Origin of the sequence: Streptomyces sp. NPDC051576 (assembly GCF_040681835.1) — a bacterium.
Taxonomy (GTDB): Bacteria; Actinomycetota; Actinomycetes; order Streptomycetales; family Streptomycetaceae; genus Streptomyces.
On the sequence record NZ_JBFAZO010000005.1, the window covers coordinates 354,438 to 377,073 of the forward strand.

Genomic DNA, 22,636 nt, shown 5'->3' on the forward strand with positions numbered 1-22,636 from the left:
GGTGTTCTACCCCTTGAGATCCGCCCTGTCCCCCATCAGCACCACCGGATGCCGCGCCGGGTCGAGCGTGCGCAGCAGGTACTCCATCGCCTCCTTGGGCAGGCTGACGCAGGCCGACGTACCGCTGCCGTGGTCCAGGTGCAGCCAGATCCCGCCACCCTTCTCCTCGCCCTCGGGCTGCTCCGCGTCGTCGGGCGGAGTGCCCTTGACGCGGTTGTAGTCGATGGCGATGACATAGTCGAAGTCGTGCCAGTGCGACTCGTCCCAGTCGCGCGGCGCCTCGTACGACTCGTCCTGGCTGTACGGGAGTGCCGCGCCCGGGTCGTCGAGCACGCCCCCCGCGGCGGTCAGTGTGAACACGCCGACGGGGCTGCGCTCGTCGCCGAGGTGGTGGTCGAGGGTCCAGCCCCGCTTGCCGTTGTGCGCGGGCCAACTGCGGGTCCGGTCCCAGGTGGAGCCGTGTTTGGTGAACAGCACGGCGGTGGAGTACGGGGAGTCCTTGCCGTCGCCGTAGACCGCGAGAACCTGGTGGGTGTCGGCGGGGATGTCGCGGTGCAGCCGGTCGCCGACGTCCGGGATGCGGGTCGGGGCCGGGGTGGCGACGGCCTTTCTCGGGTGGGTCGCCGAGGGTCCCGGCCTCCCCTCGCGGCCACCGGTGTGTCCTGTGTGCGCGCCTCCGCACGCGGACAGGGTCGTCATCGTCAGGAGGGAACCAAGAGCCGCCATCGCGACCATCGCACGTCGTGTGCCGCCACTCTGCATCGGCCCATGCTCACATCACGTTCGATGACATTACGTGAGGTCACGGACATCTCACCACGGATGGGTGAACGCCGGATCCGGCCCCCGGCAGGGAAAACCGCTTGCTTCCGACCACGCTGCGACGCGAACCTTTCACGGTTTGTTGCCGCACTCCGCGGTTCCTTCCGCCCCCTGACAAGAGCCACTGGGACGTCATGCAGATTCAAGACCTTCCGTATCCCGACCCGGGTGTGCCCGACGCCCGCTCGGGACCCCGCTTCCTGTGGTGGCTCGGCCGGAACCAGCTCGGCGGCCAGTTCAAGTCCCTGGCCTGGGGGCTGCTGCACTTCGTGTCCGTCTCCGCGCTGCCGTTCTGTGTGGGGTTCGCCGTGCAGGCCGTGGTGGACCGCTCCGGCAGCCGACTGGCCCTGACCGGCGGGCTGATGGCGCTGTGCGGGGCGGGCATCGCCGTGGGCGACACCTTCCTGCACCGCGCCGCCGTCACCAACTGGATCACGGCCGCCGCCCGCGTCCAGCAACTGCTGGCCCGCCAGGCATCCCACCTCGGCTCGGCGCTGACCCGGCGGGTCGCCGCCGGTGAGGTCGTGGCCGTGTCCACGGGCGACGTCGAGAAGATCGGCTGGTTCGTGGAGGCGCTGTCCCGCTTCCTGGCCGCCGCGCTGACCATCGTCATCGTGTGCGTCGGCCTGTTCGTGTACCAGCCCGCGCTCGGTGTCGTCGTCGCCGTGGGAGTGCCACTGCTGGCGGTCTCCGTGCTGCCGCTGCTGCCCCGCGCCACCCGGCGTGCCGATGTGCAGCGGGAGAAGGCGGGCCGCGCCACCGAGCTGGCCTCCGACACCGTGGCCGGGCTGCGGGTGCTGCGCGGCATCGGCGGCGAGGAACTGTTCCTCGACCGCTACCGCCGTGCCTCGCAGGAGGTCCGCCACGCGGCCGTCCGCAGTGCCCGGATGTGGGCGATCATCTCCGCGGTCCAGGTGCTGATGCCGGGACTGCTGCTGATCGCGATCGTCTGGCACGGCGTACAACTGGCCCGCCAGGGCCGGATCACCGTCGGCGAACTGGTCACCGTCTACAGCGCGGTGATGGTCATGTCCTACCCGCTGCGGCACTTCGAGGAGATCGCCATGGCGTACTCCTTCTCCCGTCCCTCGGCGAAACGCGCCGCCCGCGTGCTCTCCCTTGAACGGGTCACCGACACCGTGGGGACGCGCGCCGCCGAGGCGCCCTCCGGGGATCTGTACGACCCGGACACCGGTCTGCTCGCTCCCTCCGGCCGGCTCACCGCAGTGGTCTGCGGTGACCCGGACGCGGCCGGGCGGCTGGCGGAACGCCTCGGCGGACACCCCGCCGAGGAGGGCACCTCCGTGCTCCTCGACGGCGTACCGCTCGACGAACTCCCCCTCGACTCGGCGCGCACCGCCGTCCTCGTCCAGGACAAGGACCCGGTACTGCTGTCCGGTTCGCTGCGTGAGCTGCTCGACGTGCCCGCCTCGGGCGCGGTCGGCGCGGCGGAGGCCCTGGCCGCCGCGCAGTGCGGGGACGTGCTGGTCGCGCTCGCCCAGGGGTCGCTCGACACCGAGGACCCGATGGACGCCCGCATCACCGAACGCGGACGCTCCCTCTCCGGCGGCCAGCGCCAGCGGCTCGCTCTGGCGCGGTCCCTGATCACGGACCCGGAGGTGCTCGTCCTGGACGAGCCGACCTCCGCCGTCGACTCCCACACCGAGGCCCGGATCGCCGACGGCGTAAGGGAGTTGAGGACGGGCCGGACCACGGTGGTGTTCACCAGCTCGCCCCTGCTCCTGGACCACGCGGACCGGGTCGTGCTGGTGCACGAGGGCGAGGTCGTGGCGGTCGGCACCCATCGCGACCTGCTGCACGGCGAGCCCCGCTACCGCGCCGTGGTGACCCGCGAGACGGAGGACGAGTCCGCACCGCGGGACTCGTCGGATCACGACAAGGCTCCTCTCCGAGGTGGCCTGGACGACGACGAAGCCGCTCTGCGGAGCGCACTGGAAGAAATCGAGGAAAGCGCATGATCGGCGTGGCGCCCCCGGCCTACGACCCGGCGGCCCCGACCACGGCCAACACCCTGCCGGTCGGCGCCCCCGCGACCGTACGGGCCTACGTGTCCGAACTGTTCCAGCGGCATCGCCGCGCCTTCCTCCTCCTCGTCGGGGTGAACACGGTCGCCGTGATCGCCTCGATGGTGGGCCCCTATCTGCTCGGCGACCTTGTCGAGCGGGTGTCGGACGGGGCACGGGAACTCCATCTCGGCCTGACCATCGGGGTGTTCACGGTCGCGCTCGCCGTCCAGGCCGTCTTCATCCGGCAGGTGCGGCTGCGCGGCGCGATGCTCGGCGAGCGGATGCTGGCCGATCTGCGCGAGGACTTCCTCGTACGGTCGGTCGGGCTGCCCCCCGGCGTCCTCGAACGGGCGGGCACCGGTGACCTCCTCTCCCGCATCACCACCGACATCGATCGCCTCGCCAACGCGATGCGCGAGGCCGTACCGCAACTGGCGATCGGTGTGGTGTGGGCGGTGCTGCTGCTCGGCGGTCTGGTCGTGACCGTGCCGCCGTTGGCACCCGCCGTGCTGGTCGCGGTGCCGGTGCTGGTGGTCGGCTGCAGGTGGTACTTCAAGCGGGCCCCCGCCGGCTACCGCTCCGAGGCCGCCGGATACGCCGCCGTGGCCGCGGCCCTCGCCGAGACCGTGGACGCAGGCCGCACCGTCGAGTCCCACCGCCTCGGCGACCGGCGCATCGCCCTCTCCGAGCGCCGCGTCAAGGAGTGGACCGCCTGGGAGAACTACACGCTCTGGCTGCGGTCGGTCCTCTTCCCGGTCATCAACGTCACTCATGTCACCGTGCTCTGCTCGGTCCTGATGCTCGGCGGGGTCTTCGTCCTCCAGGGCTGGATCGGGGTGGGTGAGCTGACGACGGGCGCGCTCATCGCGCAGATGCTCGTCGACCCGGTGAACCTGATCCTGCGCTGGTACGACGAGCTCCAGGTCGCGCAGGTCTCGCTGGCCCGGCTGGTCGGCGTCCGTGACATCGAGCCCGACGCCGGGGACGGCGCCCTGTCCCCGGACGGCCGGGACGTGCACGCGGACCGGGTGCACTTCGGCTACCGCGAGGGCGTCGACGTGCTGCGCAAGGTGTCCCTGGAGGTCGCGCCCGGCACCCGGCTGGCGCTGGTCGGCCCTTCGGGTGCGGGCAAGTCCACCCTGGGCAGGCTGCTCGCCGGTATCTACGCGCCCCGGGACGGCCGGATCACGCTCGGCGGCGCCGAACTGTCCCGGATGACCGCGGAACACGTCCGCTCCCATGTGGCCCTTGTCAACCAGGAGCACCACGTCTTCGTGGGCTCGCTGCGCGACAACCTCCTGCTCGCCCGGACCGACGCGGCGGACGCCGAGCTGTGGGCGGCGCTGGGCGCGGTCGACGCGGACGGGTGGGCACAGGCGCTGGAGGACGGTCTGGACACCGAGGTCGGCTCGGGCGGGCTCGCGCTCACCCCGGCCCAGGCCCAGCAGATCGCGCTGGCCCGGCTGGTGCTGGCCGACCCGCACACCCTGGTCCTGGACGAGGCGACCTCGCTCCTCGACCCCCGCGCGGCCCGTCACCTGGAACGCTCTCTGGCCCGCGTCCTCGACGGCCGCACCGTCGTCGCGATCGCCCACCGCCTGCACACCGCCCACGACGCGGACGTCATCGCCGTCGTCGAGAACGGCCGCATCAGCGAACTGGGCAGCCACGACGAGTTGGTCGCGGCGGAGGGCGCGTACGCGGCGCTGTGGCGGTCCTGGCACGGGTGAGGGGGGCTCCGCCGGTGGGGCGGTGACTGGCCCGGGGGTTGGTTGGGGGCTGGTGAGGGGGAGGTCCGGGAGGAGGTGACTGGGCTCCAAGCCGGTGGGGGCTGATCGGAAAGGCAGCTGATCGGCCCGCGGGTCGGTGGGGGCTTGCCGGGGAGGGAAGTGTCCGGCCCGCGGGCCGGTGCGCGGTTCCCCGCGCCCCTGTCGGGGCACGGCCGGCCGAGGCGGATGTGCGGGCGATGACTGCCGGTGGGCCGGGGCCGTGTCGCCCCCGGCCCGGGCCCGTGCCGTTGCGCGGTGGGGAAAAGGGGTGGAAGGCTGGGGAGCGGCACCGGTTCGGGGAGTGCCCGGGAACCACGAGGTTCGTGCCGGGCGCCGCCTGTGCCCCGCACAGCGGCGACCCGCCGCCGACCGCGGTGAGAACGGGCCGGTCCCCACCACCTGGAGGTACCCGTGAACAGCGTCGACGGATGGGGAGACGACGTCTACCAGCCCGACGGATCCGAGGTGCAGGACGACGCGGGTCTGCTCGACGCGGAGGACACCCTGGTGGCCGACGGCGTCGAGGACCCCCTCGACCGCGGCTGGTCCCCGCCGGACCGCCCCTGGGCGGTGGAACGGGCCGATGTCACGGCCGCCGAGCGCCGGCACGGTGAGACGCTCGACCAGCGCCTCGCCGAGGAGAACCCGGATCTCGCCGCGTTCGACGGCGACGGCCTCGGCGACTCCGAGGACACCGACGGCGAACTCCTGGACATCGAGGTCGGTGACCTTCGCTCCGGCCGGCTCGTGGCACCCGACGAAGGGGCGCACGAGGACGAGGAGAGCGCCCTGATCGCCACGGACGTCGGCATCGACGGTGCCGCCGCCTCCGCCGAGGAGGCCGCGATGCACATCGTCGGCGAGGACGAGGACTCCCTCTACGGCTGACCTCGCCGTCCCCTCGCCGTCACCGACACCCCCGCCGCGCAAGGAGCAGCCATGCAGCAGGACAAGCAGCCCGACTACCACCCCGTGGTCTTCCGGGACCGCGCCGCCGGATACGCCTTCCTGACCCGGTCCACCGCGACCAGCGACCGGACCATCGAGTGGGACGACGGCGAGACCTACCCGGTCGTGGACGTGGAGATCTCCTCGGAGAGCCACCCCTTCTACACCGGCAAGGCCCGGACGGTGGACTCGGAGGGCCGCGTCGCCCAGTTCGAGCGGCGTTTCGGCGGCGGGGCGGGCCAGGGTTCCGGCGGGGCGTGAGCCGCCGCCCACGCCGACGCCGGTACTGACGCCCGGCCTCAGATCACGTTGAGCGCCGCCGCGCAGCCCACGCCGCCGAGCAGTATGAACACCGGCATCAGCACCTTGAGCTCGATCCAACTGCCCGCGCGGAACCGCATCACCTTCGGCGGCCCGATCGGGTACCAGCGCTTCCGGCCCAACGGGATCGGCCACAGGATCGGGCAGCCGGAGACGGTCAGCGCGTCCCCGATGTCGTGCACCAGTGCGCCCAGCACGACCGGCAGGCCCAGCCACAGGTACTGGTGCTGCTCCGTGAACAGCCAGTCCGAACCGTTGCCCGGCTTGTCCAGCACTCCGGCCAGGATCCACGCGCTGGTCGCCGCCAGCAGCCACACCAGGATGTCGCTGCTGGAGCCGCGGGCCGCCCGCCACAGCAGACCCTCGATGGCCAGCACCATGTGCACGAAGAGGATCGCCAGCACTCCCCAGCGACCGCCCAGGATCGCCACGCCCGCACTCCCCGCGCCGATCAGAACCGCCCACAGCCAGGTGTGGGTGAGGGTCCGGTGCCCGCCGGAGCGGCGCGGGTCGCCCTGCTTCCTGGTCCCCTTGTAGACGGCGTACGAGAGCTTGTCGACGACCTCGCACACGGTCCGGGAGACGGGTCCGAAGGCCCGGGAGATGGTCGCCGCCTTGTGGTCGAGGTCCGGGGCGAGCGCGGCGCCGGCGCAGATCAGGGCGCCGACCAGGACCACCGGCCAGGGCATCGGATGCCCGGCCGCGGCGGTCGCCGCTCCGACGCCGAGCCAGGCCGCCGCTCCCGACAGTGAGTGTGCTGGTCCCATCATGGCCGTTCTCCGCCCCATTCCTCTTGTGCCGCCGGTCAGTTGCCCGTTCGCTCTGACACCGCGTCGGCGGCACAGCGTATCGGTAGCGATCTTCGTCCCCGCAGCCGATTCCCCCATCGGCCGGGACGCCAGGCAAGATGGGGTCGTGACCCTCATCGACCAGTTGCCGCCGACCGCAGATCCCGACGCCCTCTACGAAGCCTTCGAGTCGTGGGCCCAGGAGCGCGGTCTCACGCTCTACCCCCATCAGGAGGAGGCGCTGATCGAGGTGGTCTCCGGTGCCAACGTGATCGTGTCGACGCCCACCGGCTCCGGCAAGAGCATGATCGCCGCCGGTGCGCACTTCGCCGCGCTGGCCCGGGACGAGGTCACCTTCTACACCGCCCCGATCAAGGCGCTGGTGTCGGAGAAGTTCTTCGAGCTGTGCAAGATGTTCGGCACCGAGAACGTCGGCATGCTGACCGGCGACGCGTCCGTCAACTCGGACGCGCCCATCATCTGCTGCACCGCGGAGGTCCTCGCGTCGATCGCGCTGCGCGACGGCAAGCACGCGGACGTCGGCCAGGTGGTGATGGACGAGTTCCACTTCTACGCGGAGGCGGACCGCGGCTGGGCCTGGCAGATCCCGATCCTGGAGCTGCCGCAGGCGCAGTTCATCCTGATGTCGGCCACGCTCGGCGATGTCGCGATGTTCGAGAAGGACCTCACCCGGCGCACTGGGCGCCCCACTTCGGTGGTCCGCTCGGCGACCCGGCCGGTGCCGCTGTCCTACGAGTACAAGCTGACCCCGCTCACCGAGACGCTGACCGAGCTGCTGGAGACCAAACAGGCACCGGTCTACATCGTGCACTTCACGCAGGCGCAGGCGGTGGAGCGGGCGCAGGCGCTGATGAGCATCAACATGTGCTCGCGCGAGGAGAAGGACCAGATCGCCGATCTGATCGGCAACTTCCGCTTCACCACCAAGTTCGGCCGCAATCTCTCCCGTTACGTGCGGCACGGCATCGGTGTGCACCACGCCGGCATGCTGCCCAAGTACCGGCGTCTGGTGGAGAAGCTCGCGCAGGCGGGCCTGTTGAAGGTCATCTGCGGTACGGACACGCTCGGCGTGGGCGTCAACGTGCCCATCCGCACGGTGCTGTTCACCGCCCTGGCCAAGTACGACGGCATCCGAGTGCGCACACTGCGCGCCCGTGAGTTCCACCAGATCGCGGGCCGCGCCGGGCGCGCCGGCTTCGACACCGCGGGACTGGTGGTCGCCCAGGCCCCGGAACATGTCGTGGAGAACGAGAAGGCGCTCGCCAAGGCGGGCGACGACCCGAAGAAGCGCCGGAAGGTAGTCCGCAAGAAGGCGCCCGAGGGGTTCGTCGGGTGGTCGGACAGCACCTTCGAGAAGCTCATCGGCTCCGAGCCGGAGCCCTTGACCTCGCGCTTCCGGGTCACGCACACGATGCTGCTGTCGGTGATCGCGCGTCCCGGCAACGCCTTCGACGCGATGCGGCATCTCCTGGAGGACAACCACGAGCCGCGCAAGCAGCAGTTGCGGCACATCCGGCGCGCGATCGCCATCTACCGCTCGCTCCTGGACGGCGGCATCGTCGAGAAGCTCGACACTCCGGACGCCGAGGGCCGCATCGTGCGTCTCACGGTCGACCTGCAGCAGGACTTCGCCCTCAACCAGCCGCTGTCGACGTTCGCGCTCGCCGCGTTCGAGCTGCTGGATCCCGAATCGCCGTCGTACGCGCTGGACATGGTGTCCGTCGTCGAGTCCACGCTGGACGACCCGCGGCAGATCCTGGCCGCCCAGCAGAACAAGGCGCGCGGTGAGGCCGTGGCCGCGATGAAGGCGGACGGCGTCGAGTACGAGGACCGCATGGAGCGCCTCCAGGACGTCAGCTACCCCAAGCCGCTGGAGGAGTTGCTCTTCCACGCGTACAACACGTACCGCAAGAGCCACCCGTGGGTCGGCGACCACCCGCTGTCGCCGAAGTCCGTGATCCGTGACATGTACGAACGGGCCATGTCCTTCACGGAGTTGACCTCGTACTACGAGCTGGCCCGCACCGAGGGCATCGTGCTGCGCTACCTCGCCGGCGCCTACAAGGCCCTCGACCACACCGTCCCGGACGACCTCAAGTCCGAGGACCTGGAGGATCTGATCGCCTGGCTCGGCGAGATGGTGCGCCAGGTCGACTCCAGTCTGCTGGACGAGTGGGAGCAGTTGGCCAACCCGGCGGAGATGACCGCCGAGGAGGCCCAGGAGAAGGCCGACCAGGTCAAGCCGGTCACCGCGAACGCGCGTGCCTTCCGGGTCCTGGTGCGCAACGCGATGTTCCGCCGCGTGGAACTCGCCGCGCTCGACCATGTCGAGGAGTTGGGCGAGCTGGACGCCGAGGCGGGCTGGGACGCGGATGCCTGGGGCGAGGCGATGGACAAGTACTGGGACGAGTACGAGGACCTCGGCACCGGACCCGACGCCCGCGGGCCCAAGCTGCTGCTCATCGAGGAGGAGCCGCAGCACAACCTGTGGCGCGTTCGGCAGATTTTCGCCGACCCGAACGGCGATCATGACTGGGGCATCAGCGCGGAGATCGATCTCGCGGCCTCCGACGCGGAGGGCCGTGCGGTCGTCCGTGTCACCGACGTCGGCCAGCTCTGAGCACAGGAGAAACCCACCCATGACGAACCCGGCGGAGCGGCTCGTCGACCTGCTCGACCTGGAGCAGATCGAGGTCAACATCTTCCGCGGCCGCAGCCCGCAGGAGTCCCTGCAGCGGGTCTTCGGCGGCCAGGTCGCGGGCCAGGCGCTGGTCGCCGCGGGACGCACCGTGGAGGACGACCGGCCGGTGCACTCGCTGCACGCGTACTTCCTGCGCCCGGGGCGACCGGGCGTGCCGATCGTGTACCAGGTCGAGCGGGTACGGGACGGGCGGTCGTTCACCACCCGCCGGGTCACCGCCGTGCAGCAGGGCCGCACGATCTTCAATCTGACCGCCTCCTTCCACAAGCCTGAGCAAGGTCCTTTCGAGCACCAACTGCCGCCGGCGCGTGAGGTCCCGGACCCGGAGTCCCTGCCGACGGTGTCGGAGGAGGTCCGGGCCCATCTGGGCGCGCTGCCCGAACAGTTGGAGCGGATGGCACGCCGTCAGCCCTTCGACATCCGATACGCCGACGGGCTGCGCTGGAGCGCCGAGGAGATCAAGGGCGCCGAGCCGCGCAGCGCGGTGTGGATGCGCGCGGTCGGGCCGCTCGGCGACGATCCGCTGGTGCACACCTGCGCGCTGACGTACGCCAGCGACATGACGCTCCTGGACGCCGTCCGCATCCCCGTCGAGCCCTTGTGGGGACCGAGGAGCTTCGACATGGCGTCGCTGGACCACGCCATGTGGTTCCACCGGCCGTTCCGCGCGGACGAGTGGTTCCTGTACGACCAGGAGTCCCCCGTCGCGACCGGCGGCCTCGGTCTGGCCCGTGGCCGCATCTTCGATCTCGAGGGACGCCTGCTCGTCTCGGTCGTCCAGGAAGGGCTGTTCAGAGCGCTGTAGTCATGGCACCGCTGCCGACGCGTGAGCCGCCGTACCTCACGCGTTTCTGCGGCGCAGCCAGCCCAGCACACGGCGTGATCGCTCGGGCTCCCGCACCGGCTCCGGCTGGTGTTCGCTCGGAGCCGGCGGTGGTACGGCCGGTTCGGAGGCGGGTCGTGGTGCGGGGCGGTGGCGGCGCGCCTCGTCCAGCACCTGGGTCAGATCCGCCCGCAGCCAGCAGATCTCGTCCGGGTCGTCCGCCGTCATGATCCGCTCGGCGAGGTGGGCGGCGGGCGAGCCCGGCGCGCCGTGGGCGGGCGGCGCGGGCCGGAAGCGGTTCAAGTGGGCGCGCTCGTAGGGGTCCTGGACGATTTCCGCGATCTGGACCGGGTCGAGCAGAGCGGACAGGGCACCGGCGCGCTCCCACGGGCCGTCGGCCTCGCGCAGCAGGAATCCCAGATGGCGTCCGCGCCAGTTGCGGGGCCGCAGGTCCAGGCCCGCTTGGAGTTGGTCCCGCAGCCCTTCGGGTGTACGGCCGTTGAGCAGTCGGGTGTGGTTCTTGTCGGTGGCGAACTGCCGTAGCTCTTCGGCGAGATAGAGCCAGACAACGGCCCGGTAGCGGTTCAGATAGAACTTGACCGGCACCACCAGTCCCAGCCGGGCGAGGCGGGTGAACCTGGCGGAGGTGACCTCCATGAGGGCCGCGCCGTCCGTGGTGCCCACGGTCCTGACGCTCTCCCTGAGTGATTCCGGGAACCGCTCCGCGGAGCGCAGCCGGTCGATCTCGGCGCGGGCGACGCTTCGGCCGCCACCCCCTTCGTCCGGCACGGTGCGGATGCGTCCGAGGTGTACGGCGAGGTCGAACTCGCCTCGCTTGAGCCCCAGTTCCCGAGCCGCACGACTCGGCGTGCACGAGACGTCGGACGGTTTGGTGATGGTGTTGCCTGCCATGGTCGATCTCCCCCGCGGAGTTCATTGCTCACGCTGTGTGCGCTTGCGATGAACAAACCGTAGCCGGTTCGGCGGATCTCGCGGCAAGCCTGTGGATAACTCCACGGAGGCAGGAGAACTCGCAGGTCAGAGGTCTGTGACAGGGGTCCGCTCGGGCTGTCGGGCGTCCACGCCGAGGTGCTCGCCGACGCGGTTGACGAGGAGCGTCATCTCGTAGGCGATCTGGCCGATGTCGGCGTCCGCGCCGCTGAGGACGCACAGACAGCTACCGCTGCCGGCAGCGGTGACGAACAGGACGGCGTCGTCGAACTCGATCATCGTCTGTCGCACCCCGCCCGCGCCGAAGTGGCGTCCCGAGCCCTTGGCCAGGCTGTGCAGGCCGGACGAGACGGCGGCGAGATGCTCCGCGTCCTCACGGCGCAGTCCCGTGCTCGCGCCCGTCACCAGGCCGTCGTTGGACAGGACCAGAGCGTGCCGTACATGCTCGACACGCTCGGTCAGATCGTCCAGCAGCCAGCTCAGCCCCTGGTTCTGCGCCATGTTCCGCCTCCCCGTGTCGCGTCTCCCCCTGGCCGGAGGATCTCCCGTCAGACTTCACCACCTCGGTCGCCGGGGGCAAGGAGGACAGGGACATGGCGCAGAAGTTGACCGACGAACAACTGCGGGCGTTCGTCCCGCACGGCACGCGCACCGGCGCGCTGTCGACCGTCCGCACCGATGGGAGCCCTCGTGCCGCCCCGGTCCGGTTCCTGCCGGACGGGGACGACGTGGTGTACAACACCGCGAAGGAAACGGCCAAAAGATCGCAATCCGGCCCGTGATGGGAGAGTCGACCTCGGAGTGAGGACTGCGTCTCAGCCCACGGAGTCGAGCATCCGGGCGGTGTGCATCCGCCCGGCGTACTCGACGAGCCGGATCAGCACCTCCTTCCCCGAGTCGCGGTCCCGGGCGTCGCAGAGAACCACCGGCGTTCCCTGGTCGAGGTCCAGCGCGCGGGAGACGTCGCGGGCGCCGTAACTCCGGGCACCCGCGAAGCAGTTGACGGCCACCACGAAAGGGATGTGCCGGTGCTCGAAGTAGTCGACCGCGGGGAAGCAGTCCTCAAGCCGCCGGGTGTCCGCGAGGACCACGGCTCCCAGGGCGCCCTGCGAGAGTTCGTCCCACAGGAACCAGAAGCGGTCCTGGCCCGGTGTGCCGAACAGATAGAGGGAGAGGCCGGACCTGATGGTGATTCGGCCGAAGTCCATGGCGACGGTCGTCGTGACCTTCTGGTCCACGCCGTCGGTGTCGTCCACCAACTGACCGGCCTCGCTCAGCAGTTCCTCGGTGCGCAGCGGCCTGATCTCGCTGACCGCGCCCACCATGGTGGTCTTGCCCACGCCGAATCCACCGGCTACCAGGATCTTCAATGCCAGGGCGGTCGTCTCGCCGCCTTCGGCATCGGAGTGCTCGGAGACCATCGATCACTTCTCTCGGGAGTGCCGGCAACGCTCGACGTCCGTAGGTGTGCATCCTGGCAAGTGCGGCCTAGCCCTGGGCAGTTGTACCGGTATTTGCCCGATGTGACCGCCTCGCGCCCGTTCGGTGCGCGAAAGGGTGCACAAGGCGGTGCCGTAGCCGTTCGAGTGGTTCTGAAGTTTCGTCACAGTGCTCGAAGCCCTTCGATCACCTCGCGCAGAATCCGTTCGTCGGGTAGCTGCGCGGGCGGCACCGGTCGGCTGACGGTGACGCAGCCGAGTTCCAGGAGGTCGCCGAGGAGCACCCTGACCACTCCCAGTGGCAGGTCCGCTCCGGCGGCGAGTTCGGCGACGGACTGCGTTTCCGTGCGGCACAGGTCGACAAGGGCCCGATGTTCCGGCCCGAGCCCGGTGTCGTCGTCGAAACCGGGCGCGCCCGCGTCCAGCGTGACGAGCGCGATCAGGTCGAAACGCACTCCCGTAGGGCCTGGTTTGGTACGTCCGCCCGTCATGGCGTAGGGGCGGACGAGTGGCCCGGCTTCCTGGTCGTACCACTGGCTGCCCTGCTCGTGCTGGGCGCCGGTCATGTCTTCGGTCATCTGGGTGGACCGCTTTCTCGCCTCATCCGGCGGCGGGCGGCCGCGCACCGACGCGCGGCGGCGTGTAGAGGTGCTCGCCGACGCGCTTGACCAGCCGTGCCATCTCGTACGCCACCAGGCCTATGTCGGCGGTCACGGCGGTGAGGACGGCCAGGCAGGAGCCGTCTCCGGCGGCTGCCACGAAGAGGAATCCGTCGTCCATCTCGACCATGGTCTGCCGGACTCCCCCGGCGCCGAAGTGCCGCCCGGCGCCCTTGGCAAGGCTGTTGAATCCGGAGGCGACGGCGGCGAGGTGTTCCGCGTCCTCGCGTTCGAGGTCGGTCGACGCACCGATGGCGAGACCGTCGTTGGACAGCACCACGGCATGCCGTACTTCGCCCACGCGCAGCACCAAGTCGTCCAGCAGCCAGTCGAGTTCACCGGACCGTTGGGCGGCCCTCATGCTCGGGTCCTGGATCACGCGGGGTCTCCTTCGCTGCTGTCGCTGCCCGTTGCGGGCCCTGGGGTGGCACTACGGCCTGGGTGCCTGCCGCCGCCGCGCGTCCAGCCTTCGCGGTAGGCCGCCATCCGGTCCCTTACGACCTCCGGGGTGCGGTGTTCGCCGCGTGGGGCGGCCGGTGCCTGTTCCCGTACCGGGGCGGGCTGTTCGCGGAGCTGGGGGGCGAGGTTCGCCTGGCGTACCCGGCGCGGGAGGTCGTCGCTGTCTTCGGTCCCTTCGGTGTCCTCGGGAGGGCGGTGCAGTCGCAAGGTGGTCACTCCGGGGGGCGGGGTCTCGTCCGTCCGTTCCGCCGCGGCCTGTGCAGTGGCCGCCAGGGCGGGCCGGTCGACCGAGGACGGGACGGACTCCTGGTGCTGGGGGGCGGAGGGCACACGCGCGTACTCGCGTTCCACGGCCCGCTCCCCGTCCTCCACCGCCGCGCGGGGAGCACGTTCCGACGCACCGCCGTGCAGCAGTGTCTTCGGCAGCAGTACGACCGCGGTCGTACCCCCGTAGGGCGAGGTCCGCAGGTGCACCTTGATGCCGTGGCGGGCCGCGAGCCTGCTGACCACGAAGAGGCCGAGCCGGTCGCTGTCGAAGAGGTCGAGGGCCTCGGACTGTTCGATGCGGCGGTTCGCTTCGCCCAGGGACTCCTTGCCCATGCCCAGTCCCCGGTCCTCGACCTCGACGGCATAGCCGTTGCCGACGGGTTCGCCGGTGACCCGCACGCGCGTGTGCGGCGGCGAGAACTGGGCGGCGTTCTCCACGATCTCGGCGAGCAGATGCGTGAGGTCGGCGACGGCCGTGCCGACCACGGAGGCCTCGGGGAGTTGGCGTACCTCCACGCGCGCGTAGTCCTCGACCTCGGAGACGGCGGCGCGGACGACGTTGGTCAGGGAGACAGGCATGCGCCAGGCCCGGCCCGGTGCCGCTCCGGAGAGAATGATCAGGCTCTCGGCGTGCCGTCGCATCCGGGTGGTGAGGTGGTCGAGGCGGAACAGGTCGCTCAGTTCGTTCGGGTCCTCGGAGCGGCGCTCCATGCTGTCCAGAAGGCTGAGTTGACGGTGCACCAGGACCTGGCTGCGGCGGGCGAGGTTGACGAAGACCCCTGAGATGCCGCTGGCGAGTTCGGCGCGTTCGACGGCGGCCCGCAGGGCGGCGCGGTGCACGGTGCCCAGGGCCTCCGCGACCTGTCCGGTCTCGTCCTCCGCCGGCGGTCCCGGCGGAGCCTCCGCCCTGATGTCGATGGCCTCCCCCGCGCGCAGTCTCCGCATCGCTTCGGGGAGTTTGTGGCGGGCGATCCCCAAGGCGTCGTTGCGCAGACCCACCAGTTCGACGACGAGACCTCGTCCGATACGGACCGAGATGACGAGCGACGCCACGACGGCGGCGAGACCGAGCAGGACCGCCGCACCGGCCGGAGTGAGCAGCCCGCGGGTGAACGGATCGGCACGGTCCGCGACGCCGCTGCCCGCGTCGGCCTCGATGGCGCGCATCCCGTCCTGCACGCGTGCGTGGGCGCTGTTCCAGGTGGTCTCCGGAGCCGCGGAGATCGCCCGGGAACCGGAGCCCGCGGCGAGGGCCCTGTCCTCGACGGCGCCGACCGCCGCGTAGGCGCTGGTGTCGGCGAGTTTCCGCCAGGCGTCGTGTTCGGAGCCGCGCAGATCGGCGACCGCGGCGTCGGTGAGGGTACGGCGGGTGTCGACGGCGCCGGTGAACAGCCTCAGCCGCTCCCCGTCGAGGCTGCCGTCGAGACGGGCGGCGGCGAGAACCACGTCCTCCTGGGACAGCGACTCGCCGGCCCGGGAGAATTCGAGCAGCACGCGCGCGTCGGATCCGAGTTCGGCGTCCTGGATGCCGGTGAGCGCCCCGCCGACGGCGAAGGCCGACGAGATGGCCTTCGTGTACTGCCCGTACGTCTCGTCCCAGCCCGCGCGGTGGCCGAGCACATCGGCCCGCAGCGACCGCAGTTGCTCGACTCCGGTGACGAAGGTCTCCAGGCGTCCGGCGACTCCGGCCGGCAGTTCCTCGCCGTCGGCGATCGTGCTGTCGTCACCGAGCCGCAACCGGGCGACCGCCCGGTCCGTGTTCGCCGCCAACTGCTTCAGGTCGCCGCTCGGCTCGGCACCGGGATCGACGGCATGGCGCACGGCGGCCGACCTCTCGGCCTGCAGCGCTGCGACGGCCGCCGCGACGGGGGTGCGCACCGCGGAGTCCACCCGCTGCAACTGCCGTAGCCGGGCGACGTCCTGGGCGGTGCTGACGGTGGCGTACGCCCACAGGGCGAGCAGGGAGACGACCGGCACCATCAACAGGCAGACGATCTTGGCTCGTACGGTGCGCGGACGTATACGCCATCGCCCCGCGCGCGGGGGTATGTCGTCCGGCGACGGGTCGAGGGGCTCGTCGAAGAGTTCCTCGGCGGGTGGTCCGGCGTGCGCGCGACGACCGCGCACGGGCGGCGTCTCGGCGCCGGCTCTCGGGGTCCTACGGGGGGTACGCATGGCCTCCTCGCTCGGAAGTGGTTCGGGGCATGTCGTGCGGACCGTGACTGGTCCGGTGCAGACCGCTAGCGGGCGACGCTCTCGACCGGCCGCTGGGCCGAGGCGGTCGCCTCGCGTTCTCCCGTCGTCGGTGACAGTGCGACGTACGCCGAGGTCAGGAACAGGTAGGACCCGAGGCCGACGGCGAGGGGGAAGATGAACTGCATCGCGGTGGCCCCGGGCAGGGCCGCGCCGGACGGGGTGACGTGCACGCGCACGGCGAACATGCCGGTGTAGTGCATGCTGGTGACGGCCGCCCCCATGACGAGCGAGGCGACGGTCACCGCGATGGGCGACTTGATGTTGAGGCCCGCCCACAGGGCCGCGGTCGCCGCGACGACGGCGATGAGGACGGAGAGTCCGACCAGCAACGGGTCGTAGCTCACGGCACCGTGCAGGTGCATCGCCGCCATGCCCAGGTAGTGCATGCTCGCGACGCCCAGTCCGGTCGTGAGGCCGCCGAGGAGGAGTGCGCGGGTCCGGTCGCGGCCGTAGCCGACCGCGAAGACGCCCGCGCAGACGACGACCATGGCGACGAGGAGGCTGAGCACGGTGAGCGGCACGTCGTAGCGGATGTCGGTGCCGGTGACTCCGAAGCCGAGCATGGCCACGAAGTGCATGGTCCAGATGCCGGTGCCGATCGCGGAGGCCGCGGTGATGAGCCAGTTGCGGCGCGACCGTCCGGTGGCACCGAGCGCGCGGACGGTGCAGCGCAGTCCGAGTGCGGCGCCCATACAGGCCATCACGTATGACAGCACGGGGGTCAGCCAGCCGAAGGTGGCGTGGTCCAGGTGTCCCATGACCAGGGGACGCTAGTGGGGGCATGGGCGTACAAAGGGGGCGCATTTCGAAAGGTGTTGAAATATGACACAGAGAGGTACGTGAACGACCGCGTCACGTTCGAACGTGTGCGCCGAGACGTCGTCCGTGTCGGTGCGGGATCATGCGGAGCATGAGCGACGACCACACGCACGTCCAGGAGTTCTTCGGCGCGCGCGCCGCCGACTGGGACAGCCGCTTCCCGGACGACGGCCCCGCCTACGCCGCCGCGGTCGCCGAACTCGCGTTGCGCGCGGGAGACCGTGTGCTCGACGCGGGCTGCGGGACAGGGCGCGCCCTGCCGCCGCTCCATGCCGCCGTGGGGCCGTCGGGAGTGGTGGTCGGGGCCGATCTGACCCCGGCCATGCTGGAGGCCGCCGTAAGGGCAGGACGGGACCGTGAGGGGTACCTGCTGCTCGCCGATGTCGCCGCGCTGCCGTTGCGTTCGGAGTCGCTCGACGCCGTGTTCGCGGCGGGCCTGATCGCACACCTGCCCCAACCGGAGCCGAATCTGCGGGAGTTGGCTCGCGTAGTCCGTCCCGGCGGCACGCTGGCCCTGTTCCACCCGATCGGCCGGGCCGCGCTCGCGGCACGTCAGGGACGGCAGCTCACCCCGGACGACCTGCGCGCGGAGGCCAACCTCCGTCCCCTGCTGGCCAATTCGGGGTGGCGCATGACGTCGTACGCGGACGAGGACGCCCGCTTCCTGGCGCTGGCTGTGCGTCAGGGGTGAGTCCGCGCGCGGGTCACATGTTTCCCTCGACCGCCGCCACGAAGGCGTCGGGGTTGTCGAACATGACGTTGTGACCGGCGCCGCGCACGGTCACCACGCGCACGCCCGCCGCCTCCAGGCCATCGCCGCCCGCGAGTTCACCGCTCGACTCGCCCTGGAGATACACGCGGTCGATCGCGAGCCCTTCGAGGATCGCGCGCATCACGGGTTCCGATCCGCGCCGGAGCCCTACGGCGGTGCGGTGCAGGGCGCGCGCATCGGCCAATCGCATGGTCGCCGCCCACAGAGGGCCGACCTTCTCCAGCACGCGCGTGTATCCACCGTCGACGAATTCCTCCTCTTCGTAGGAGGCGATTCCACTGCTGCCCGCCGCAGCAGGCGGAAAGGCGTCCAGGTTGGCCTCCGTGAGGACCAGCCGGGCGACGAGGTCGGGCCTTCGATGGGCGAGCACGATGGCGACGGCGCCACCCATGCTGTGCGCGATCAACTCCGCACCAGTGACATCTGCCGCATCCAGAGCGGCTGCCAGGGCGTCGGCATGGTCTTCAAGGGCGTAACCGAAGCCTTCGGGCCGGTCGCTGATGCCGTGGCCCGGCAGATCGACGAACAGACTGCGCCGGCCCGCGAGTTCGGGGCGGGCCGCGATGTGCGCATGGTAGACGGCCGACATGGATCCCAGTCCGTGCACATACACACGCGCGGGTTGCACCCCTGGCACCTCCGTCCACCGGATGCAGCTCCCCTTGTCGTCGAACTCGGCCTGCTTCATTGCACCCTCCTTGGCGCCGTTCCCGTGATCAGCACCCGCAAGAGAGTACATCGCTGCCGATGTATTGCGTGCACGATGCACCAAGGGATTGATGTACAACGCTGATGCGACAGAATGCGGGCATGCTGGAGCTCGCCATCCTCGGTTTCCTGTACGACACCCCGCTGCACGGCTATGAGCTGCGCAAACGCATCGCCGCGCTGGCGGGGCACGTGCGGCCCGTCGCCGAGGGCACGCTGTATCCCGCGATCAAGCGGCTGGAGAAGGCGGGGCTTCTGGCGCGGACCACCGAGCCCGGCGCCGTCGCCGCCCCACGTCACGTCCTCACGCTCACCGATGAGGGAAGGCGCGAACTGCGGCACCGCCTCACGGAGCCGGTTCAGCGCGATATCACCGATGAGAACCGCTGGTTCACCGTCCTGGCCTTCCTCAGGCACCTCGACGACCCCAGCGCCCAGGCTGCCGTGCTACGGCGTCGGCTGGCCTTCCTGGAGGAACCCGCGAGCTTCTTCTACGACGGTGACCGACCGCTGCGCGCCGAGGAGTTGGACGATCCCTTCCGGCGCGGCATCCTCACGATCGCGCGGGCCACGACCCGGGCCGAACTGAGCTGGCTTCGGGCCACGATCGACTCACTCGACGGCTGACCCACCCCCGCGCGGGTCGCTGGAGGCGCTTCACCGCGCCGCCCCCCTTATGTCGCCGCAACTCCAACTCTACGTTGGGTAGCAGTAGATGGACGGTCGGCGACAGAAAACCACGCAGGGGGAAGGTGGTCAGCATGTTCGACAGGCCCCGCAAGACCTTCGCCAGATTTCTCACCTCCACGCGCGCGGAGGCGGACACCCGCCCGGAACGACGCCCGCACAATTTGTTCGAGGCCGCGGCCGTCTATGTCTCGGCCCGCGCGGAGGACGACCAGGACCGGATCGAGGAAGCCTCGGGATGGGTGTCGCCGGAGGCGCTGTCCTTCGGGGTGAGCGAGTTGGCGTGCCGGGCCGTCGTGGCGCTCGCCAGGGAGCGTGACGAGTCGCCGCGGACGGTGGCCCGCGCCCTTCTCGGGCTCCCCGCGGCCTGACACTTCGGGTTACCGGCGGTCATTTCGCCCTGTCCAGACGGAAAACTGCAGCTCCGGGTGTACTTGGGAGTCGTGACAAGCGGCTTCCGCGCACACTAGGGTGCGCGCGGTTGGATGAACGATGGGGAGGCTGGGATGGCCGACACGGACGAAGAGGCCGTCGCCGCCGAGGACGACGCGCTCTATGTGCTCACGGCGGTGCTGCTGACGCCGGCGAAGTTCCCGAGTGTGCTGGGCGACGACTATTCGGAGGCCTGCGCGGCGCTCGGTATGGCGCCGCTCGCCGACGGGTACGGCCTGGTGCTCGGCCAGGACGGTGACGGTTCGCGGTGGACGGTCGTCATCGACGACGTGTCGCTGGTCGCGGTGGCCATTGCGTCCTGGGACTGCGGCATGGAGTACGACCTGTCGCCGAGCGAGCGCACGGTGGTCGCGGCCCTGCCGGGCTGGCCGCTCGCGGTCGCCGTCGCGGCCCCCAATGTGCCCGCGCCGCACGATCCGGACCCCGATCTCGTGGACCGGCCGCCGCTGGCCCCGCCGGACACCACCACCTGGGGTCCGGCACAGCGGCGGCTGGGTGCCGACGAGATCGCGCTGCAGTGGGCTCTGTGGCGGGAGCAGATCGACGACTCGGTCTTCGCGGCTCAGGACGGGGCGGGCGACACGTCCGAGACGGACAAGGCCACCTCCGACGGCGACACCGGCGACGACGAAGGGACCGCCGCCGACACGGAGACCGAGGTGGACTCGGAGACCGCGGCGGACGTGCAGAGCGAGGCGGACGGATCGTCGTCGGGCGACACCTCGTCGGACAGCACCGCGGAAGGCACGCAGGCGGGCCACAGCGGGATCCGGCGGGTACTGACGGAGCTCCGCGCGTATGTGGACAGCCCGCCGCCCCTCGGCCGCGTCCGATCATCCTTCGCGCCGGGCGAGGCGCGGACGCTGCGCGCCGACGGCCCCGGTTGGTCGATGGTGGCCCGGACCGACGACATCGCGTTCGTCCTGCTCGACGAGGAGCCCGGCGAGGTGCTGCCGGTCGGCCGGGGCCCGGAGTTGCCCGGTCTCCTCGAAGCGCTCGACAAGATGGCCGTACGGCCGAGTTGAGCGCCGGACGTCGGACGCCGTCCGCGGGCCTGTCGTCGGCAGTCCTGCGGACGGCGCTGTGCTCTGCTCTGCTCCTGTGTGGCGGACGGGAACGCAGCGGTCGTCAGTGCGTCAGCGGCCGATCTCCTTGCCCGCGACACGGCGCAGCCGACGCCGCTGCGAGGGGTCCAGCGTGAGATACGCGGCCGTCGGCACTCCCACGACGATCAGGAATGAGACCCACCAGGGCAGCCAGAACAACAGGATCAGTCCGACTGCCACACCTCCTACGGCGATCTTCGCGTTCTTCGACATATGTCGCCTCCTCCGCGGCCGCAGCCGCTCTCTGATCTGAAAACGGGTCCGCGCTTCCCACGGTTCCGGATCGCGACCCTGAGACATCCCTGAGGCGCTTCCCCTACTGGTACCCGAGCACCGCTACCCGGCCGTCGGCCGGTCCGTCACGCGCCATACTCCGCCTGCTCCGTCACTCCGTCCTCAGCGGCTCTCCCACCTCGTGGAGGTGTCGCAGGGCCTGCCGGTAGGAGTCGACGAGGCCGGTCTCCACGAAGGGGATACCCACATCCTGACAGTGGGCGCGCACCAGCGGCTGCGCGAGCCGCAGATTGGGCCGCGGCATGCTCGGGAAGAGGTGGTGTTCGATCTGGTAGTTGAGGCCGCCGAGGAACCAGTCGGTCAGGGCGCCGCCACGGATGTTGCGCGAGGTGAGCACCTGGCGGCGGAGGTGACCCCATCGCTCACCGTCGGGGTCGGGCATCTCCATGCCCTTGTGGTTGGGCGCGAAGGCCAGGCCGAGGTGCAGGCCGAACAGCGCCTGGTGCAGCGCGGCGAACGCGAGGGCCTTCCCCGGGGACATCGAGGTCAGCAGCAGCGTCGCGTAGGCCACGACGTGGCTCACCAGAAGCGCGCCTTCGACGGCCCGCTCCCGACGGGGCTGCCGACGCAGATCCTGAAAACCGTGCACCTTGAGGGCGATGCCTTCGAGCAGGGTGAGCGGGAAGAACAGCCAGGCCTGGTTGCGGGTGAGCCAGCGCCGGAATCCCGAACGGACCTTGGCCTGCTCGCCGGTGAAGACGAGGATGTCGGCGACCACGTCCGGGTCCTTGTCGATGTGGTTGGGGTTGGCGTGGTGGCGGTTGTGCTTGTCGTTCCACCAGGAGTAGCTCATCCCCAGGAGCAGGTTGCCGTGGATCAGGCCGATGACGCGGTTGACGGCCCGGTTGCCCGCGATCTGCGCGTGGCCGGCGTCATGGCCTATGAAGGCCGTCCGGGCGCCGAACACGGCCAGCAACGGGGCGAGGAGCAGGCTCAGCCAGGAGTCTCCGATCAGGACGACGCCGGTGACGATACCGGCCAGCGCGAGGGCGTTGACGGAAACGCAGAGTGCGTACCAGGCCCGTCGCCGCTCCAGCAGTCCTCTGCCCTTGACCGTGCGCAGGAGGGGCGCGAACTCGCTTCCTGGGGGCGCCACGACGGCGTCTCCAGGGTCAGGTGCGCCGACGACTGCGGTGATCTGGGACATGTCCGGTCTCCGGCTCTCTCAGGTAACGGGGTGACCTGAGCAAACGTACGAATCGGTGACCGGTCGCGACCATGGCGGCACCCCCCGTGTCCGTACGGGGGTCAGCCGGGCCCTCACAGGGGGGTTGACGACACCGTCGCGAACCCAGTCCCGGAGCGTCGACCTGAGGAGGGGAAGCACCCGGAAAAGACGATGGCAAGGAGGTCGTCCACTCCTTGCCACACCCAACGTATAGCGCAGCGGGGGACTTGCGGCAAGGCCCGGGTCGTCCTCCAAAATGGCCGACCGAGGCCAGGACCTGCGGAAACGCGAACTTCGCGAAGCGCGGCCACGCGGAGCGGCCGGTCGGTGGTCGGTGGTCGGTGGTCGGTGGTCGTAAACCAATCTCGTTGGATGGGC

At 70.6% G+C, this 22,636-nt stretch carries 22 protein-coding genes and 1 pseudogene; 11 read left to right on the plus strand and 12 right to left on the minus strand.

The features are described from left to right. Positions 1–6 precede the first annotated feature (6 nt). The gene (locus tag AB0M63_RS18910; protein ID WP_366020152.1) at positions 7–762 is read right to left on the minus strand and encodes a L,D-transpeptidase family protein; all 756 of its coding nucleotides are present in this window, start codon (positions 760–762) and stop codon (positions 7–9) included. Between the two features lie 194 nt (positions 763–956). Between AB0M63_RS18910 and AB0M63_RS18915 the strand changes: the two genes are divergently transcribed. The 4 genes from AB0M63_RS18915 to AB0M63_RS18930 all read left to right on the plus strand — a co-directional run bounded on the left by AB0M63_RS18915 (position 957) and on the right by AB0M63_RS18930 (position 5,827). Next, entirely contained in the window at positions 957–2,801 is a 1,845-nt protein-coding gene (locus tag AB0M63_RS18915; protein WP_366020153.1) for an ABC transporter ATP-binding protein, read from the plus strand. Further along, complete coding sequence (locus AB0M63_RS18920; protein ID WP_355923985.1) at positions 2,798–4,579, plus strand: ABC transporter ATP-binding protein; 1,782 nt, start codon at positions 2,798–2,800, stop codon at positions 4,577–4,579. The genes AB0M63_RS18915 and AB0M63_RS18920 overlap by 4 nt, the downstream gene beginning before the upstream one ends. 450 nt (positions 4,580–5,029) lie before the next feature. Then, positions 5,030–5,506, plus strand: coding sequence for a DUF5709 domain-containing protein (locus AB0M63_RS18925; protein WP_355923983.1), 477 nt, complete (start codon positions 5,030–5,032; stop codon positions 5,504–5,506). A 51-nt stretch (positions 5,507–5,557) separates the two neighbouring features. After that, entirely contained in the window at positions 5,558–5,827 is a 270-nt protein-coding gene (locus tag AB0M63_RS18930) for a type B 50S ribosomal protein L31 (protein ID WP_366020154.1), read from the plus strand. 38 nt (positions 5,828–5,865) lie between these two features. Here the strand turns inward: AB0M63_RS18930 and AB0M63_RS18935 are convergent, their stop codons facing one another. After that, positions 5,866–6,657 carry a metal-dependent hydrolase gene (locus AB0M63_RS18935; protein WP_355923979.1) on the minus strand — a complete coding sequence of 264 codons (792 nt, stop codon included), beginning with the start codon at positions 6,655–6,657 and terminating at the stop codon, positions 5,866–5,868. Between the two features lie 145 nt (positions 6,658–6,802). Between AB0M63_RS18935 and AB0M63_RS18940 the strand changes: the two genes are divergently transcribed. Both AB0M63_RS18940 and AB0M63_RS18945 read left to right on the plus strand, forming a co-directional pair. Then, positions 6,803–9,316, plus strand: a complete 2,514-nt coding sequence (locus AB0M63_RS18940) for a DUF3516 domain-containing protein (RefSeq protein ID WP_366020155.1) — start codon at positions 6,803–6,805, stop codon at positions 9,314–9,316. Between the two features lie 19 nt (positions 9,317–9,335). Further along, positions 9,336–10,202: an acyl-CoA thioesterase II gene (locus AB0M63_RS18945; protein ID WP_355923976.1), complete on the plus strand. Its 867-nt coding sequence runs from the start codon at positions 9,336–9,338 to the stop codon at positions 10,200–10,202. Between the two features lie 36 nt (positions 10,203–10,238). Here AB0M63_RS18945 and AB0M63_RS18950 read toward each other — a convergent pair whose 3' ends face one another. Together AB0M63_RS18950 and AB0M63_RS18955 are read right to left on the minus strand one after the other, a co-directional pair. Beyond that, positions 10,239–11,132: a DUF6397 family protein gene (locus tag AB0M63_RS18950; protein ID WP_366020156.1), complete on the minus strand. Its 894-nt coding sequence runs from the start codon at positions 11,130–11,132 to the stop codon at positions 10,239–10,241. A gap of 126 nt (positions 11,133–11,258) precedes the next feature. Continuing rightward, positions 11,259–11,672: a roadblock/LC7 domain-containing protein gene (locus AB0M63_RS18955; protein WP_019062680.1), complete on the minus strand. Its 414-nt coding sequence runs from the start codon at positions 11,670–11,672 to the stop codon at positions 11,259–11,261. 92 nt (positions 11,673–11,764) lie between these two features. Here AB0M63_RS18955 and AB0M63_RS18960 point away from each other — a divergent pair. Continuing rightward, positions 11,765–11,975 (plus strand): annotated as a pseudogene (locus AB0M63_RS18960) (pyridoxamine 5'-phosphate oxidase family protein); the annotation flags it as partial. Positions 11,976–11,986: 11 nt separating this feature from the next. Here AB0M63_RS18960 and AB0M63_RS18965 read toward each other — a convergent pair. The 5 genes from AB0M63_RS18965 to AB0M63_RS18985 all read right to left on the minus strand — a co-directional run bounded on the left by AB0M63_RS18965 (position 11,987) and on the right by AB0M63_RS18985 (position 17,009). Beyond that, entirely contained in the window at positions 11,987–12,592 is a 606-nt protein-coding gene (locus AB0M63_RS18965; RefSeq protein ID WP_355923971.1) for an ATP/GTP-binding protein, read from the minus strand. A 182-nt stretch (positions 12,593–12,774) separates the two neighbouring features. After that, on the minus strand, positions 12,775–13,188 hold the full coding sequence (locus AB0M63_RS18970) for a DUF742 domain-containing protein (RefSeq protein WP_355923969.1): 414 nt from the start codon (positions 13,186–13,188) through the stop codon (positions 12,775–12,777). A 22-nt stretch (positions 13,189–13,210) separates the two neighbouring features. Next, positions 13,211–13,648 (minus strand): roadblock/LC7 domain-containing protein, encoded by a 438-nt coding sequence (locus AB0M63_RS18975; protein WP_355923967.1) that lies wholly within the window; start codon positions 13,646–13,648, stop codon positions 13,211–13,213. Beyond that, positions 13,645–16,170: a nitrate- and nitrite sensing domain-containing protein gene (locus AB0M63_RS18980; RefSeq protein ID WP_366020157.1), complete on the minus strand. Its 2,526-nt coding sequence runs from the start codon at positions 16,168–16,170 to the stop codon at positions 13,645–13,647. Before AB0M63_RS18980 ends, AB0M63_RS18975 begins: the two co-directional genes overlap by 4 nt. Before the next feature lie 65 nt (positions 16,171–16,235). Then, entirely contained in the window at positions 16,236–17,009 is a 774-nt protein-coding gene (locus AB0M63_RS18985) for an MHYT domain-containing protein (protein ID WP_355923963.1), read from the minus strand. Positions 17,010–17,161: 152 nt separating this feature from the next. Here AB0M63_RS18985 and AB0M63_RS18990 point away from each other — a divergent pair, with 152 nt between their 5' ends. Then, positions 17,162–17,761, plus strand: coding sequence for a class I SAM-dependent methyltransferase (locus AB0M63_RS18990; RefSeq protein ID WP_366020158.1), 600 nt, complete (start codon positions 17,162–17,164; stop codon positions 17,759–17,761). Positions 17,762–17,774: 13 nt separating this feature from the next. On the opposite strand, the gene AB0M63_RS18995 is transcribed toward AB0M63_RS18990, so the two are convergent. Continuing rightward, positions 17,775–18,530, minus strand: a complete 756-nt coding sequence (locus AB0M63_RS18995) for an alpha/beta hydrolase (protein ID WP_366020159.1) — start codon at positions 18,528–18,530, stop codon at positions 17,775–17,777. A 122-nt stretch (positions 18,531–18,652) separates the two neighbouring features. Here AB0M63_RS18995 and AB0M63_RS19000 point away from each other — a divergent pair, with 122 nt between their 5' ends. The 3 genes from AB0M63_RS19000 (at position 18,653) to AB0M63_RS19010 (ending at position 20,715) form a co-directional block, all read left to right on the plus strand. Beyond that, entirely contained in the window at positions 18,653–19,177 is a 525-nt protein-coding gene (locus AB0M63_RS19000; RefSeq protein ID WP_355923957.1) for a PadR family transcriptional regulator, read from the plus strand. Positions 19,178–19,311: 134 nt separating this feature from the next. Next, positions 19,312–19,608 (plus strand): hypothetical protein, encoded by a 297-nt coding sequence (locus AB0M63_RS19005; protein ID WP_355923955.1) that lies wholly within the window; start codon positions 19,312–19,314, stop codon positions 19,606–19,608. Between the two features lie 135 nt (positions 19,609–19,743). Beyond that, positions 19,744–20,715: a hypothetical protein gene (locus AB0M63_RS19010; protein ID WP_355923953.1), complete on the plus strand. Its 972-nt coding sequence runs from the start codon at positions 19,744–19,746 to the stop codon at positions 20,713–20,715. A gap of 111 nt (positions 20,716–20,826) precedes the next feature. Here AB0M63_RS19010 and AB0M63_RS19015 read toward each other — a convergent pair whose 3' ends face one another. Then, on the minus strand, positions 20,827–21,009 hold the full coding sequence (locus AB0M63_RS19015) for a hypothetical protein (protein ID WP_355923951.1): 183 nt from the start codon (positions 21,007–21,009) through the stop codon (positions 20,827–20,829). Positions 21,010–21,181: 172 nt separating this feature from the next. Beyond that, a complete protein-coding gene (locus AB0M63_RS19020; RefSeq protein ID WP_366020160.1) occupies positions 21,182–22,237 on the minus strand; it encodes an acyl-CoA desaturase in 1,056 nt (351 codons plus the stop codon). Positions 22,238–22,636: the final 399 nt, after the last annotated feature.